Origin of the sequence: Streptomyces pacificus (genome assembly GCF_011766325.1) — a bacterium.
Taxonomy (GTDB): Bacteria; Actinomycetota; Actinomycetes; order Streptomycetales; family Streptomycetaceae; genus Streptomyces; species Streptomyces pacificus.
In genome coordinates, this window is the sequence record NZ_BLLG01000001.1 from 415,380 (window position 1) to 430,502 (window position 15,123).

Sequence of the window (15,123 nt, forward strand, 5' to 3'; positions counted from 1 at the left end):
GTGGGATGCTGGACCGCGATGGCCACCAGGAAGAACACCGACGACGACCCCCTCGCCCCCGTCACGATCGCGGTGGGCCAGGAGGATCTGCTGCTGGACCGCGCCGTGCAGCGGGTGGTGGCGGCCGCCCGGGCCGCCGATGCCGACACGGACGTCCGCGACCTCACCTCCGATCAGCTCCAGCCCGGCACGCTCGCCGAGCTGACGAGCCCCTCGCTCTTCGCCGAACGCAAGGTCGTCGTCGTGCGGAACGCTCAGGACCTCTCCGCCGACACGATCAAGGACATCAAGGCCTACCTCGCCGCACCGGTCGACGAGATCACGCTGGTGGTGCTGCACGCGGGCGGTGCGAAGGGGAAGGGGCTGCTCGACGCCGCACGCAAGGCGGGCGCGCGTGAGGTGGCCTGCCCCAAGACGACGAAGCCGGCGGAGCGACTGACCTTCGTGCGCTCCGAGTTCCGCGCGCTGGGGCGTTCCGCGTCCCCCGAGGCGTGCCAGGTCCTCGTCGACGCCATCGGCAGTGACCTCCGGGAGTTGGCGAGCGCCGTCTCGCAGCTGGCCGCGGATGTCGAGGGCACGGTCGACGAGGCCGTCGTCGGCCGCTATTACACCGGTCGCGCGGAGGCGTCCAGCTTCACCGTGGCCGACCGGGCGGTCGAGGGACGCGCGGCTGAGGCGCTGGAGGCTCTGCGCTGGTCGCTTTCGACCGGTGTCGCGCCCGTCCTGATCACCAGCGCACTGGCGCAGGGGGTGCGGGCGATCGGCAAGCTGTCGTCCGCGCGTGGCGGCCGGCCGGCGGATCTCGCGCGTGAACTCGGCATGCCGCCCTGGAAGATCGACCGCGTCCGCCAGCAGATGCGCGGCTGGACGCCGGACGGTGTGGGCCTCGCACTGCGCGCCGTGGCGGAGGCGGACGCCGGTGTGAAGGGGGGCGGCGACGACCCGGAGTACGCGCTGGAGAAGGCGGTGGTGGCGGTCGCCCGTGCGGCACGCCTGCGCCGTTGACCCCTGGACCGACCGCACTCATGCGTGCCGGCTCCCTGGCAGGGCCTGCCGTTCACGTCGCCGGCCCCCGGCGTGGCCCGCTCCTGCGTCGCCGGCCCCCTTGCGCGACCGCCCGGGGCGTCCTCGCCGCGCGTGTCCCGGTGCGGACCTGCTCATGAACGTCCTGCGGAGCCGCCCTGCGGCTGCCGCCCCCTTGCTCCTTCCCGCCTCTGCCGGGTCCGCGCCTCTCTGCCCGGTGCCTCTCTTCCCGGTGCCTCTCTGCCCCGTGCGAGCCCGCCCCGTGCGCGATGCGGCTCTGCCCTGTGCGCCTGCCCCTCGGCGTCCCCGTGCGTCGTGTGGTTCTCCCCCGCGCCGCACGCTCCTTGCCTCCTGCGCGGTTCGCCTCCGTACCTCGGGAGCGGCCGTCCGCCCCGTCCCGAACGCCCGGCCCGGCCGTGTGCTCGGTGGTCCGGACGCCGCGGTGGGGCTCCGACGCGAAAACCCCGCCCTCCCGAACCGGGGAAGAACGGGGTGGCGGGGTCTTCGGGCCCGGCCGAGGCCGGGAAGCCGGTGGACTCGCACCCGCGTGGCGAACGCAGGCCGCGTGCGAGTCCGGGTGCCGGGATGCCGGGGACGGATGAGAGAGGGCCCGTCTGGTCCGGTCCGGCGGTCAAGTCGTCCGGCGGGTGGCCCAGGAGGCGGCTGCCGGAGGTCCCGGGGTCGACCGGGGTGGGAGCTCAGCCCTGGAGGGAGGCAACCTTGGACGCCAGCGCCGACTTCTTGTTGGCGGCGGCGTTCTTGTGGATGACACCCTTGGAGACGGCCTTGTCGAGCTTGCGGGACGCCTCGCGAGCGGCCGCGGTGGCCTTCTCGGTGTCACCGGCTGCGACAGCCTCACGGGCCTTGCGGATCGCGGTCTTGAGCGAGGACTTGACGGCCTTGTTGCGCAGGCGCGCCTTCTCGTTCGTCTTGTTCCGCTTGATCTGGGACTTGATGTTCGCCACGAAAGAGCCTTTTCAGGATTGATGATCTTTGAAGGCGTGCCCCTCACCCACGACCTTCCGGGACGGCCTTCCGAGGACACGACTCTTCCGAGCGCATGACCCTTCCGGGTGCGGGAGGTGCCTCCGGAGAGGACACGCGAGACACAGCTGGCCAGCCTACCAGTGCAGCTCCGACCGGCCCAAACCGAGCGCAGCCCCGCAGCCATGGGAGCATGGAGGCTGCGTATCGATCCGACATCGACCCGAGACGAGCGCTCGGCGCTCAAGAATCAGGACCCTGCGTGCCCGCGACCCCTACCCATGTGCCCGAGCCGAGCCGTACGGACCCGGCGCTGATCCGCAACTTCTGCATCATCGCGCACATCGACCACGGCAAGTCGACGCTTGCCGACCGGATGCTCCAGCTGACCGGCGTGGTCGAGCAGCGGCAGATGCGCGCCCAGTACCTGGACCGCATGGACATCGAGCGTGAACGCGGTATCACGATCAAGTCCCAGGCCGTGCGTCTGCCCTGGGCGCCCACCACGGGCGACGAGCAGGGCCGCACCCATATCCTCAACATGATCGACACCCCGGGCCACGTCGACTTCACCTACGAGGTGTCCCGGTCGCTCGCCGCGTGCGAGGGGACGATCCTGCTGGTGGACGCGGCCCAGGGCATCGAGGCGCAGACCCTCGCCAACCTCTATCTGGCGATGGAGAACGACCTCACCATCGTCCCGGTGCTCAACAAGATCGACTTGCCGGCCGCACAGCCCGAGAAGTTCTCCGAGGAGCTCGCCAACCTCATCGGGTGCGATCCCTCGGACGTCCTGAGGGTCTCGGCCAAGACGGGCACGGGTGTGGAGGCGCTGCTGGACCGGGTGGTGCGTGAGGTGCCGGCCCCGGTCGGAGTCAAGGACGCCCCCGCCCGCGCGATGATCTTCGACTCGGTGTACGACTCCTACCGGGGTGTCGTCACCTATGTACGGGTCGTCGACGGCCAGCTCAACCGGCGCGAGCGGATCCGGATGATGTCCACGGGCGCGACCCACGAGCTGCTGGAGATCGGTACCAACTCCCCGGAGATGCTGGCGGCCGACGGTCTCGGCGTCGGCGAGGTCGGCTATCTGATCACCGGTGTGAAGGACGTCCGCCAGTCGAAGGTGGGCGACACCATCACCCAGCAGTCCAAGGGCGCCACCGAGGCTCTCGGCGGCTACAAGGACCCGAAGCCGATGGTGTTCTCGGGCCTCTACCCGCTCGACGGATCGGACTACCCCGAGCTGCGCGACGCACTCGACAAGCTTCAGCTCAACGATGCGGCGCTGGTCTACGAGCCGGAGACGAGCGCCGCCCTGGGCTTCGGCTTCCGCGTCGGCTTCCTCGGACTGCTCCACCTCGACGTCATCCGGGAGCGCCTGGAGCGGGAGTTCGGCCTGGACCTGATCGCGACCGCCCCCAACGTGGTCTACCGGGTGGTCATGGAGGACGGCACCGAGCACACCGTCACCAACCCGAGCGAGTTCCCCGAGGGGAAGATCTCCGACGTCCACGAGCCGGTGGTGCGCGCGACGATCCTGGCCCCCAGCGAGTTCATCGGCTCGATCATGGAGCTCTGCCAGAGCCGCCGCGGAGTGATGCTCGGCATGGACTACCTCTCCGAGGACCGGGTGGAGATCCGGTACACCCTTCCCCTCGCCGAGATCGTCTTCGACTTCTTCGACCAGCTGAAGTCCAAGACCCGCGGGTACGCCTCCCTGGACTACGAGCCCACCGGCGAGCAGGACGCCCAGCTGGTGAAGGTGGACATCCTGCTGCACGGCGACAAGGTCGACGCCTTCTCGGCCATCACCCACCGGGACCAGGCGTACGCGTACGGCGTGCGGCTCGTGGCCAAGCTCAAGGAGCTCATCCCGCGCCAGGCCTTCGAGGTGCCGGTCCAGGCGGCCATCGGCTCCCGGGTCATCGCCCGCGAAACGATCCGGGCCATCCGCAAGGATGTGCTCGCCAAGTGCTACGGCGGTGACATCTCCCGCAAGCGGAAGCTGCTGGAGAAGCAGAAGGAGGGCAAGAAGCGGATGAAGATGGTCGGCTCGGTCGAGGTCCCCCAGGAGGCGTTCATCGCCGTGCTGTCCAGCGACGACTCGGCGGGCGGCAAGGCGAGGAAGTAGCGCGGGGGTCACACGAAAGCACCAGTGGCGCCCTTCCGTCCGAGCGGTGCCGACGGGCCCGTGCGTCCCCGGTGCACGGGCCCGTTCGTTATCAAGCGGCGGCCTGCGGCCTCTTACGCGGTGCGGTGCGGCGCTCTACGCTGATCGGGCCCGAGGGTTACTGGCGAGTTAAACAATCGAGTGGGACAACCGTGACCAGTGGGGCGATCAGCCAGTCGTGCAGCTACGCCGCAGCAGGCCCGGAGGATGTCGTGACCGACACACAGAATCTGATCGAGAACCGACCGCCCTCCGTGGCGACGCTCTTCGTGCAGCGGGTGGCGGCCACTCCCGACGCGGAGGCCTACCGCCACCCGGTTCCCGCCGCCTCGGGGCAGGGCCCCGACGAGTGGAGGTCGCTGAGCTGGCAGGACGCGGCGGACCGGGTCTACGCCATCGCGGCGGGACTGATCGCGCTGGGCGTCCGCCCCGAGGAGCGGGTGGCGCTCGCCTCGTCCACCCGGGTCGAGTGGATCCTCACGGACCTCGGCATCCTCTGCGCGGGCGCCGCCACGACCACGGTCTACCCGCAGACGAACGCGGAGGAGTCCGCGTACATCCTGGCCGACTCCGAGAGCCGGGTGCTGATCGCCGAGGACGCCGACCAGCTGGCCAAGGCCCGGGAGCGGCGCGCCGAACTGCCGCGGCTGAGACATGTGGTCGTGATCGACGAGGCGGGTGCGCAGCCGGCCGAGGGCGACCCCGAGGGGTGGGTCCTCTCGCTCGCCGGCTTGGAGGCGCGCGGCGCCGGATATCTCGCCGAGAACCCCGGCGCGGTCAAGGAGCGGGTCGAGGCGATCACCGCCGACCAGCTCGCCACTCTCATCTACACCTCGGGCACCACGGGTCGTCCCAAGGGTGTCCGGCTGCCCCACGACAACTGGTCCTACATGGCCAAGGCGATCGCCCTGACCGGGCTGGTCACCAAGGACGACATCCAGTACCTGTGGCTGCCGCTGGCGCACGTCTTCGGCAAGGTGCTCACCTCCGGCCAGATCGAGGTCGGCCATGTCACCGCGGTCGACGGCCGGGTCGACAAGATCATCGAGAATCTTCCGGTGGTCCAGCCGACGTACATGGCGGCCGTCCCCCGCATCTTCGAGAAGGTCTACAACGGGGTCGCCGCCAAGGCGCGGGCCGGCGGAGCGGCCAAGTACAAGATCTTCCAGTGGGCGGCCGGCGTCGCTCGCGACTACGCCAAGGAGTCCCAGGACAACTACCGCCGCACCGGCAGCGCCTCGGCGTCCCTCGGCCTCACGATGAAGCACAAGGCCGCCGACGCGCTCGTCTACGCCAAGCTCCGTGAGGCCTTCGGCGGCCGTCTCCGGGCCGCGGTCTCCGGCTCCGCCGCCCTCTCGCCCGAGATCGGCTTCTTCTTCGCCGGCGCCGGCATCCACATCCTGGAGGGCTACGGCCTCACCGAGTCCAGTGCCGCGTCCTTCGTCAACCCCGGCGAGGCGTACCGCACCGGCACGGTCGGCAAGCCGCTGCCCGGTTGCGAGGTGCGCATCGCGGACGACGGCGAGATCCTGCTGCGCGGCCCTGGGATCATGGAGGGCTACCACGGGCTGCCGGAGAAGACGGCCGAGGTCCTGGAGCCCGACGGCTGGTTCCACACCGGGGACATCGGCGAGCTCTCCCCCGACGGCTACCTCAAGATCACGGACCGCAAGAAGGACCTGATCAAGACGTCCGGCGGCAAGTACATCGCGCCCGCCGAGGTCGAGGGCCGGTTCAAGGCGGTGTGCCCGTTCGTGTCGAACGTCCTGGTGCACGGCGCGGACCGCAACTACTGCACGGCGCTCATCGCGCTCGACGAGGCCGCCCTCCTCGGCTGGGCCGAGGAGAACGGCCTGGGGGGCAAGCCGTACGCGGAGGTCGTCGCGGACCCGCAGACCGAGCGGCTGGTCGAGGGCTATGTGCAGCGACTCAACGAGACGCTGCAGCGCTGGCAGACCATCAAGAAGTTCCGCCTGCTGCCGCGCGACCTCGATGTCGAGCACGGCGAACTGACGCCCAGCCTCAAACTGAAGCGCCCGGTGGTCGAGCGCGCGTACAGGGACCTCATCGAAGGCATGTACACGGGGGCGCGCGAGGCATGACCGGCCGCCCGCGCGGCGTGACGCCGGTGCGGGCGAGGGGTGGCGCGCCATGCCTGCAGGGCGGGGTGCCACCCCTCGGATGCCCGTCTCCCGGCGCCTGCCGCGACGGGCGGCCGCACGCTGCCACCCGCGGTCCACTGCCCCGCCCCGGCGGCATCCCATCCCCGGCGGCGCCCTCCGTCCCGGCGGCACCCCACCCGTGACGCCGGTGCGTGCCGGGCGGGCGGGGGGCCGTCGCGCGGATCCGTGGGCGAGGAGCCGCGTCGGCCGGGCCGCTCCTCGCCGGGTCCGCCGCTCCTCGCCGGGCCGGCGGCCCCGGCCGGGCCGCCCCTCGCGTACCGGACAATGGGACGCATGCCTTCCGCACTCCCTGACGGTGAGCCCGTGCCCGTCGACGGGGCACTGCCCCCGCACGCCCTCGCGGGCGCGGGCGACCGGCCCCTCGGGTTCTATCTGCACGTCCCCTACTGCGCCACGCGCTGCGGCTACTGCGACTTCAACACCTACACCGCGAACGAGCTGCGCGGCACCGGCGGTGTCCTGGCCTCCCGCGACAACTACGCGGACACCCTCGTGGCGGAGGTACGGCTCGCGCGCAAGGTCCTCGGAGACGATCCGAGGCAGGTCAGGACGGTCTTCGTGGGCGGCGGCACACCCACCCTGCTCCCCGCCGCCGACCTGGTCCGGATGCTGGGCGCCGTCCGTGACGAGTTCGGTCTCGCCGACGGCGCCGAGATCACCACGGAGGCCAACCCGGAGTCCGTGGACCCGGCCTACCTGGCCGAACTGCGGGCCGGGGGCTTCAACCGGGTGTCCTTCGGCATGCAGAGCGCCCGGCGGCACGTGCTGCGGGTACTCGACCGCACCCACACCCCGGGGCGCCCCGAGGCCTGTGTCGCCGAGGCCCGGGCGGCGGGCTTCGAACACGTGAACCTCGACCTCATCTACGGCACGCCCGGCGAGAGCGACGACGACTGGCGGGCCTCGCTCGACGCCGCGATCGGCGCGGGCCCGGACCATGTGAGCGCCTATGCCCTGATCGTGGAGGAGGGCACCCGGCTGGCCCGCCGGGTCCGCCGCGGCGAGGTGCCCATGACGGACGACGACGTCCACGCCGACCGCTATCTGACGGCCGACGAGGTGCTGGCCGCGGCGGGCTTCGACTGGTACGAGGTCTCCAACTGGGCCGCTTCGGACGCCGGGCGCTGCCTGCACAACGAGCTGTACTGGCGCGGCGCCGACTGGTGGGGTGCGGGGCCCGGCGCCCACAGCCACGTCGGCGGGGTGCGGTGGTGGAACGTGAAGCACCCCGGCGCGTACGCGGCGGCCCTGACCGGCGGCCGCTCGCCCGGCGCAGGCCGCGAGGTCCTGCCGGAGGAGGACCGGCGGGTGGAGCGCGTGCTGCTCGAACTGCGGCTGCGCGAGGGCTGCCCGCTGGACCTGCTGCGCCCGGCCGGACTCGCCGCCTCCCGCAGCGCCGTGCGGGACGGCCTGCTGGAGCCCGGGCCGTACGGGGCGGGCAGGGCGGTACTCACGCTCCGCGGCCGGCTCCTGGCAGACGCGGTGGTCCGCGACCTGGTGGACTGACCGGCGGGGCGCGGCCCCGGCTCCGCCCGGCCCCCGCCCTGTCTGCGCCGCCCGGCTCGCGCCAGAACGCCGGCCCGGCCCCCGGCCGGCGTTCTGGCGCCTGCTCAGGCCGTGACGAAGTCGATCAGTTCCTCGACCCGTCCCAGCAGCGCCGGCTCCAGGTCCCGGTAGCCGTGCACCCGGGACAGGATGTGCCGCCAGGCGGCGCCCGTGTTCGACGGCCAGCCGAGCGACCGGCAGACGCCCGTCTTCCAGTCCTGCCCCCGCGGCACCGACGGCCAGGCGGGAATGCCCAGGGACGACGGCTTCACCGCCTCCCACACGTCGATGTACGGGTGGCCGACCACCAGGACGTGCGGGTCGGTCACCGACTGCGCGATACGCGCCTCCTTGGAGCCCGGCACCAGATGGTCCACGAGCACGCCCAGCCGGGCGTCGGCTGCCGGGGCGAACCCGGCGACGACGGCGGGCAGGTCGTCGACGCCCTCCAGGTACTCGACCACCACGCCCTCGATGCGCAGGTCGTCGCCCCAGACCTTCTCCACCAGCTCCGCGTCGTGCCGGCCTTCCACGTAGATGCGGCCGGCGCGGGCGACCCTGGCGCGCGCTCCGGGCACCGCGACCGATCCGGAGGCCGTGCGGGCGCGCCCCCCGGTCCCACCGCGCCCCCCGGTCCCACCGCGCCCCCCGGTCCCACCGGATGCCGCCCTGACCAGGGTGACGGGCTTGCCCTCCAGCAGGAACCCCCGTGGCCGCATCGGGAACACCCGGTGCTTGCCGAAGCGGTCCTCCAGCGTCACCGCCCCCGCCTCGGACCGGACCACCGCGCCGCAGAAGCCGGTGGAGGCCTCCTCGACCACCAGGCCGGACTCGGCGGGGACCTCCGGCACGGCAGCGGGCCGCTTCCACGGGGGCGTCAGATCGGGGCGGTAGCTGCGCATCGGTCAGACGCTACGGCACCCCGAACCGCCGGGCCAGTTCATCGCGTTGGGTGCGTACGAACGCGGCGTCCACCACGGCCCCGTGCCCCGGCACATACAGCGCGTCCTCCCCGCCCAGGGCGAGCAGCCGGTCCAGTGCGGCGGGCCAGCGGGACGGGATGGCGTCCGGTCCGGCCTGCGGGTCTCCCGACTCCTCCACCAGGTCGCCGCAGAAGACCACCTCGGGGTCGCCCGGCACCAGCAGCACCAGGTCGTGGCCGCTGTGGCCCGGGCCCGCGTTCGCCAGCATCACCCGGACGCCGCCGAGGTCGATCGTCCACTCGCCGGAGACGGTGTGCCGCGGGACGACCAGGGCGTCGACGGCCGTCGTCGCATCCTCGGGCGGCACCCCGTGGCGGATCGCGTCGTCGCGCAGCGCGGCCCGGTCCCGCGGCAGGACGCTGTCGACGCCGACCGCGCCGTACACCTCGGCCTCCGGGAACGCCGCCGTGCCGAGCACATGGTCGAAGTGGGGATGGCTGAGCGCGATGTGCGTCACACTTCGGCCGCCGAGGAGCGCCTCGGTCTGCTCCCGCAGCTCCGCCCCCTCGCGGAGCGTCGCCCCCGTGTCGAACAGGAGCGCCGCGGCCTCCCCGGCCACCAGGCCCGCCGTCGCGTCCCAGACGGGCAGCCGGCGCCGCCCCACGCCGCCGGCGAGGCGTTCCCAGCCGAGGTCTTCCCAACGGACGTCCATACGGCGACGCTATCCCGGAGCGGCCGGCGCCGTCTCGGTGACCGGAGCCCGCCGCCGCGGGGCGCGAGCCGGCCACCCCTGCCGGGGACGTGTCAGGCAGCCCTTGCTAGGGACGTACCTCCCGGCCGTACACTGGGCCGGGTAAAGCTGGCACTCAGTGAGGCCGAGTGCCAGACCAGGACCGAAGGACCGCCGAGGAACCGCAGCTGGAGGTGCGCGCCATGCTCAGCGAACGCAGACTCGAGGTGCTGCGCGCCATCGTCCAGGACTATGTGGGCACCGAGGAGCCCGTCGGCTCCAAGGCCCTGACCGAGCGGCACGGGCTCGGCGTGTCGCCGGCGACCGTGCGCAACGACATGGCGGTGCTCGAGGACGAGGGCTACATCGCCCAGCCCCACACCAGCGCCGGCCGCATCCCCACGGACAAGGGCTACCGCCTGTTCGTGGACAGGCTCGCCGGGGTGAAGCCGCTGTCGTCGCCCGAGCGCCGCGCGATCCAGAACTTCCTGGAGGGCGCCGTCGACCTCGACGACGTCGTCGCCCGCACGGTGCGGCTGCTGGCGCAGCTGACCCGGCAGGTCGCCGTCGTTCAGTACCCCTCGCTCACCCGCTCCACCGTCCGGCACGTGGAGCTGCTGGCGCTCGCGCCGGCCCGGCTGATGCTGGTGCTGATCACGGACACCGGACGGGTCGAGCAGCGGCACGTCGACTGCCCCGCGCCGTTCTCCGACACCTCGCTCGCCGATCTGCGGGCCCGGCTCAACAGCCGTGTCGTCGGACGGCGCTTCACCGACGTGCCGCAGCTGGTCCAGGACCTCCCGGAGTCGTTCGACCTGGAGGACCGCGGCACCGTGGCGACGGTGCTCTCCACCCTGCTGGAGACGCTGGTGGAGGACACGGAGGAACGGCTGATGATCGGCGGTACGGCCAATCTGACGCGCTTCGGCCACGACTTCCCGCTGACCATCCGGCCCGTGCTGGAGGCGCTGGAGGAGCAGGTCGTGCTGCTGAAGCTGCTGGGAGAGGCCCAGGACCCGGGCATGACCGTACGGATCGGGCACGAGAACCTCCACGAGGGGCTCACTTCCACGTCCGTCGTCGCGGTCGGCTACGGTTCGGGCGACGAGGCAGTCGCCAAACTCGGCGTGGTCGGACCGACCCGCATGGACTACCCCGGAACGATGGGAGCGGTACGCGCAGTGGCACGTTACGTCGGACAGATCCTGGCGGAGTCGTAAGTGGCCACGGACTACTACGCCGTACTTGGCGTACGCCGCGACGCATCGCAGGACGAGATCAAGAAGGCCTTCCGGCGGCTCGCACGCGAGCTCCATCCGGACGTGAATCCGGACCCGAAGACGCAGGAGCGCTTCAAGGAGATCAACGCCGCGTACGAGGTGCTGTCGGACCCGCAGAAGAAGCAGGTCTACGACCTCGGCGGCGATCCGCTGTCCGGCGCCAACGGCGGTGGCGCGGGCGGTTTCGGTGCGGGCGGCTTCGGCAACTTCTCCGACATCATGGACGCGTTCTTCGGGACCGCGTCCCAGCGCGGGCCGAGGTCGCGGACCCGGCGCGGCCAGGACGCCATGATCAGGCTGGAGGTCGAACTCGACGAGGCCGCGTTCGGCACCACGAAGGAGATCCAGGTCGACACCGCCGTGGTGTGCACGACCTGCTCCGGGGAGGGCGCCGCGCCCGGTACGTCGGCGCAGACGTGCGACATGTGCCGTGGCCGCGGCGAGGTGTCGCAGGTCACCCGGTCCTTCCTGGGCCAGGTCATGACCTCGCGGCCGTGCCCCCAGTGCCAGGGCTTCGGGACCGTCGTCCCGACCCCGTGCCCGGAGTGCGCCGGCGACGGCCGGGTCCGGTCGCGCCGCACCCTGACCGTGAAGATCCCGGCAGGGGTGGACAACGGCACCCGCATCCAGCTCGCAGGCGAGGGCGAGGTGGGCCCGGGCGGCGGCCCCGCGGGCGACCTGTACGTCGAGATCCACGAGCTGCCGCACCCCGTGTTCCAGCGTCGCGGCGACGATCTGCACTGCACGGTGACCATCCCCATGACCGCGGGCGCCCTCGGCACGAAGGTGCCGCTGGAGACGCTCGACGGCGTGGAGGAGATCGACATCCGCCCCGGCACCCAGTCTGGCCAGTCGATCCCGCTGCACGGCCGCGGCGTCACCCACCTGCGCGGCGGGGGGCGCGGCGATCTGATCGTCCATGTCGAGGTGCAGACGCCCTCGAAGCTCGACCCGGAGCAGGAACGCCTGCTGCGGGAGCTGGCGAAGCTCCGCGGTGAGGAGCGGCCCACGGGTCAGTTCCAGCCAGGACAGCAGGGGCTGTTCTCCCGCCTCAAGGACGCGTTCAACGGCAGGTGACGCCGCACCGGTGACGCCGGACCGCGGGCCGGGGGCCGACCCTGCCGGACCCCGGCCCGGCAGCCCGGCCCGGCAGCCCGGTCTGCGGGCCGGGAGCGGTCACGGGGCCGTGCCGCCCTCCCGCGGGGACCTGCGGTGGTCCGCACTCCGGACGGGCGCCGCGCCCCCGCCCGGCACCGGTCCCCGCCGGCCGTCGCGGCCGCGCCCAGGGCGTGTCCGTGGGGCCGCCGGAGGCCGGGATTCGGACGCGGGGGCGGGGCATGGCACCATGCGGGGCATGTCCTCCGCGCTGACCGATTTCTGCCGTCACCCGATCGTGCAGGCCCCCATGGCGGGTGGCGCTTCCTGCCCGGAGCTGGCCGCCGCCGTGTCCGAGGCGGGCGGACTCGGGTTCCTCGCCGCTGGTTACAAGACCGCGGACGGGATGTACCAGGAGATCAAGCAGCTTCGCGGTCTCACCGGGCGGTCGTTCGGGGTGAACCTGTTCATGCCGCAGCCCGCCTACGCCGACTCCGCGGCCGTCGACGTCTACCGGCACCAGCTCGCCGGCGAGGCCAGCTGGTACGGCACACCGCTCGGGGACCCCGACTCGGGTCGGGACGACGGCTACGAGGCCAAGCTGGCCGTCCTGCGGGACGACCCCGTGGCGGTGGTGTCGTTCACCTTCGGCTGTCCCACCGCCGACGCCGTCGCCCGGCTGCGGCACGCGGGGACGTTCACGGTCGTCACCGCCACCACGGTGGACGAGGCGCTGGCCGCGCAGAACGCGGGCGCCGACGCCGTCTGCGTGCAGGGTGTCGAGGCCGGCGGCCATCAGGGCACCCATCGCGACGACCCCGCAGGCGACGGCGCCGGCATCGGCCTGCTCACGCTGATCGCACGGATCCGCGAGGCCGTGGGTCTGCCGATCGTCGCGGCGGGCGGCATCATGCGCGGCGGGCAGATCGCCGCCGCCCTCGCCGCGGGGGCCGAGGCCGCCCAGCTCGGCACCGCCTTCCTGGTGTGCCCGGAGTCCGGCGCGAACACGCTGCACAAGCAGGCCATGACCAGTCCGCTGTTCGGCAGGACCGAGTTGACCCGGGCGTTCTCCGGCCGCCCCGCCCGCGGCCTCGTCAACCGGTTCATGCGCGAGCACGGGCCGTATGCGCCCGCCGCCTACCCGGAGGTGCACCACCTCACCACCGGCCTGCGCAAGGCCGCGGCCAAGGCCGGTGACCCGCAGGCCATGGCCCTCTGGGCCGGCCAGGGACACCGGCTGGCCCGCGCCCTTCCCGCCGGGCGGCTCGTCGAGGTCCTCGCCGCCGAGACGGCCGCGGCGGCCTTGGACCTCGCGCTCCGGGACCCGTCGTGACCGCCCCCGTGTTCCTGGTCGGCGAGGTCCGCACCGGCACCGTCACCCTGGACGGTCCCGAAGGGCGGCACGCCGTCTCCGTGCGCCGGCTGCGGGTGGGAGAGGAGATCGTCCTCACCGACGGCCGGGGCACCGGCGGCCATGGCACCGTCGCCGCCGTGGAGGGCAGGGACCGCCTCGACGTCGTCGTCACGGAACTGCGCGAGGAACCGGAACCCGCGCCCCGGATCACGGTCGTCCAGGCCCTGCCCAAGGGCGACCGCGGCGAGCTCGCCGTCGAGACGATGACCGAGACCGGCGTGGACGTGATCGTGCCGTGGGCGGCCGCCCGCTGCATCACCCAGTGGAAGGGCGACCGCGGCGCCAAGTCGCTGGCCAGGTGGCGTTCCACGGCCCGTGAGGCGGGCAAGCAGTCACGCCGGCTCCGCTTCCCCGAGGTGGCCGATACGGCGGCGACCGGGCAGGTGGCCCGGCTGCTCGCCGGGGCGGACCTCGCGGTCGTGCTGCACGAGGAGGGTGCGGAGCCGCTCGCGACCGCACAGCTGCCGCCCTCCGGCGACATCGTGCTGGTGGTCGGTCCCGAAGGGGGCGTCTCGCCGGAGGAGTCGGCCGCGTTCGCCGAGGTGGGCGCCAGGCCCTGCCGCCTCGGCAGGAGTGTCCTGCGGACATCCACCGCGGGGACGGCGGCGTGCGCCCTGCTGCTCGGCCGCACCGGTCGCTGGTCCTGAACCGGGTACGCCGTGTGCCGCCCGCTGTCCCGCCGGGGGTGCGGGTGCCACCGGAAGGCACCTGCGGCCGGCACCGGCCCTCGTCACCGACACCGGTACGGGCGCGCGTACGGGCACCGGGGCACCGGTCCGCCTCCGGCAGCGCCGAGGTCCCGGCCGGTGGCGCCCGCGCCGTCGCGCCTCCGGCAGAGGTGCCGCGCGAAAGCCCCCGGTTCATGCGGGGTCCCGGACCCGGTTCGGACCCGGTTCGGATCCGGCCCGAGCCGTGCCCCGGCGGTGCCCCGCCGGGGCACGGGGGCCCGGGGAGTCACCCATACGGCGTACATGCGGCGTACATAAAGGGGGCGTTGGCCGCAAACGGACTACCGCCCCCCTCCCGACCCTGGCACTCTGCCGCCCATGACGGCCCCTCTCCGCCTGTTCCCCGTGCCGCGCCTGCTCCGCCTCCCCCGACCTGCCGGCCCTCTCCGCGGACTCCGCCCCCTCCGCGCCCTCCTCGCGTCCGCCTGCGCGGCCCTGACCGCTGCCGGCCTCGTGGCGTGCGACCCCGGGACCTCCGGCGGACTGAGCGCCATGGCGGTGTCGTACACCACCGACCGGGCGGGTACGCGGGCGCTGGAGGAGGAGGGCGTCCGCGTCCGCTGGCTCAGCTGCTCAGCGCGGCTCAACAGCGCGGCCGGCGCCTCCCCTTCGGCTCGTGCGGCGGCCGGTGTCGACTGCGAGGGCAGAACCGGCGACGGCGGGAGGGTCACCATCAACGGCACGGTCACCCAGGAGATCGGCGGCCGGTGCGTGCACGGTGACCTCACGGCGAAGTCCGACGGCCGCCGGGTCTTCCGGGCCTATGTCCTCGGTGACTGCAACGCCCCGCTGCCCACCTCCACCAGGCCGCCGTGGTCGTTCCCTCCCGCGCCCGGGAACGGCGGGGCCCCGCGGCCCACGGTCACCGTGACCGTCACCGTGACCGAGACCCGTACCTTCGCCGGGTAGGCGGAAGCCGGGCCGGCATCCCCGCCGGGCGGGCCCCCGGCCGCCGGGCAGGTCCTGGCCCGGGCCGGATCAGCCCCGGCCTCGGCTCTGCTGACGGCCGGGGCCGGGTTCCGCCCGCCGGGCGGGCGGCGTGGAC

The 15,123-nt window shown here is 73.1% G+C and carries 12 protein-coding genes; 9 read left to right on the forward strand and 3 right to left on the reverse strand.

The window, feature by feature from the left end; genetic code table 11:
- Positions 1 to 18 precede the first annotated feature (18 nt).
- Positions 19 to 1,005, forward strand: a complete 987-nt coding sequence (gene holA, locus SCWH03_RS01695; protein ID WP_173260838.1) for a DNA polymerase III subunit delta — start codon at positions 19 to 21, stop codon at positions 1,003 to 1,005.
- A gap of 716 nt (positions 1,006 to 1,721) precedes the next feature.
- Here the strand turns inward: holA and rpsT are convergent.
- Positions 1,722 to 1,988, reverse strand: a complete 267-nt coding sequence (gene rpsT, locus SCWH03_RS01700) for a 30S ribosomal protein S20 (RefSeq protein WP_173260840.1) — start codon at positions 1,986 to 1,988, stop codon at positions 1,722 to 1,724.
- Positions 1,989 to 2,269: 281 nt separating this feature from the next.
- Between rpsT and lepA the strand changes: the two genes are divergently transcribed.
- The 3 genes from lepA to hemW all read left to right on the forward strand — a co-directional run bounded on the left by lepA (position 2,270) and on the right by hemW (position 7,869).
- Positions 2,270 to 4,141 (forward strand): translation elongation factor 4, encoded by a 1,872-nt coding sequence (gene lepA / locus SCWH03_RS01705; RefSeq protein ID WP_173260842.1) that lies wholly within the window; start codon positions 2,270 to 2,272, stop codon positions 4,139 to 4,141.
- 251 nt (positions 4,142 to 4,392) lie between these two features.
- Positions 4,393 to 6,282: an AMP-dependent synthetase/ligase gene (locus SCWH03_RS01710; RefSeq protein ID WP_173260844.1), complete on the forward strand. Its 1,890-nt coding sequence runs from the start codon at positions 4,393 to 4,395 to the stop codon at positions 6,280 to 6,282.
- A 354-nt stretch (positions 6,283 to 6,636) separates the two neighbouring features.
- Positions 6,637 to 7,869, forward strand: a complete 1,233-nt coding sequence (hemW, locus tag SCWH03_RS01715; RefSeq protein ID WP_173260846.1) for a radical SAM family heme chaperone HemW — start codon at positions 6,637 to 6,639, stop codon at positions 7,867 to 7,869.
- Positions 7,870 to 7,973: 104 nt separating this feature from the next.
- On the opposite strand, the gene SCWH03_RS01720 is transcribed toward hemW, so the two are convergent.
- Positions 7,974 to 8,810, reverse strand: coding sequence for a DUF3097 domain-containing protein (locus SCWH03_RS01720; RefSeq protein ID WP_173260848.1), 837 nt, complete (start codon positions 8,808 to 8,810; stop codon positions 7,974 to 7,976).
- Between the two features lie 10 nt (positions 8,811 to 8,820).
- A complete protein-coding gene (locus SCWH03_RS01725) occupies positions 8,821 to 9,543 on the reverse strand; it encodes an MBL fold metallo-hydrolase (protein WP_173260850.1) in 723 nt (240 codons plus the stop codon).
- A 221-nt stretch (positions 9,544 to 9,764) separates the two neighbouring features.
- Between SCWH03_RS01725 and hrcA the strand changes: the two genes are divergently transcribed.
- The 5 genes from hrcA (at position 9,765) to SCWH03_RS01750 (ending at position 14,987) form a co-directional block, all read left to right on the forward strand.
- Positions 9,765 to 10,781 carry a heat-inducible transcriptional repressor HrcA gene (gene hrcA, locus SCWH03_RS01730; RefSeq protein WP_173261392.1) on the forward strand — a complete coding sequence of 339 codons (1,017 nt, stop codon included), beginning with the start codon at positions 9,765 to 9,767 and terminating at the stop codon, positions 10,779 to 10,781.
- Positions 10,782 to 11,918, forward strand: a complete 1,137-nt coding sequence (gene dnaJ, locus SCWH03_RS01735; RefSeq protein ID WP_173260852.1) for a molecular chaperone DnaJ — start codon at positions 10,782 to 10,784, stop codon at positions 11,916 to 11,918.
- A gap of 277 nt (positions 11,919 to 12,195) precedes the next feature.
- On the forward strand, positions 12,196 to 13,269 hold the full coding sequence (locus SCWH03_RS01740) for a nitronate monooxygenase (RefSeq protein WP_173260854.1): 1,074 nt from the start codon (positions 12,196 to 12,198) through the stop codon (positions 13,267 to 13,269).
- Positions 13,266 to 13,997, forward strand: a complete 732-nt coding sequence (locus SCWH03_RS01745; RefSeq protein WP_173260856.1) for a 16S rRNA (uracil(1498)-N(3))-methyltransferase — start codon at positions 13,266 to 13,268, stop codon at positions 13,995 to 13,997. The genes SCWH03_RS01740 and SCWH03_RS01745 overlap by 4 nt, the downstream gene beginning before the upstream one ends.
- Before the next feature lie 399 nt (positions 13,998 to 14,396).
- The gene (locus SCWH03_RS01750) at positions 14,397 to 14,987 is read left to right on the forward strand and encodes a hypothetical protein (RefSeq protein WP_254076494.1); all 591 of its coding nucleotides are present in this window, start codon (positions 14,397 to 14,399) and stop codon (positions 14,985 to 14,987) included.
- The last annotated feature ends 136 nt before the right edge of the window (positions 14,988 to 15,123 follow it).

Bases quoted from the DNA above. Each gene is read 5' to 3' on its own strand.
- holA (WP_173260838.1), top strand. From the start codon at position 19: ATGGCCACCAGGAAGAACACCGACGACGACCCCCTCGCCCCCGTCACG.
- hemW (WP_173260846.1), top strand. From the start codon at position 6,637: ATGCCTTCCGCACTCCCTGACGGTGAGCCCGTGCCCGTCGACGGGGCA.
- SCWH03_RS01720 (WP_173260848.1), bottom strand. From the start codon at position 8,810: ATGCGCAGCTACCGCCCCGATCTGACGCCCCCGTGGAAGCGGCCCGCT.
- SCWH03_RS01725 (WP_173260850.1), bottom strand. From the start codon at position 9,543: ATGGACGTCCGTTGGGAAGACCTCGGCTGGGAACGCCTCGCCGGCGGC.
- hrcA (WP_173261392.1), top strand. From the start codon at position 9,765: ATGCTCAGCGAACGCAGACTCGAGGTGCTGCGCGCCATCGTCCAGGAC.
- SCWH03_RS01740 (WP_173260854.1), top strand. From the start codon at position 12,196: ATGTCCTCCGCGCTGACCGATTTCTGCCGTCACCCGATCGTGCAGGCC.
- SCWH03_RS01750 (WP_254076494.1), top strand. From the start codon at position 14,397: ATGACGGCCCCTCTCCGCCTGTTCCCCGTGCCGCGCCTGCTCCGCCTC.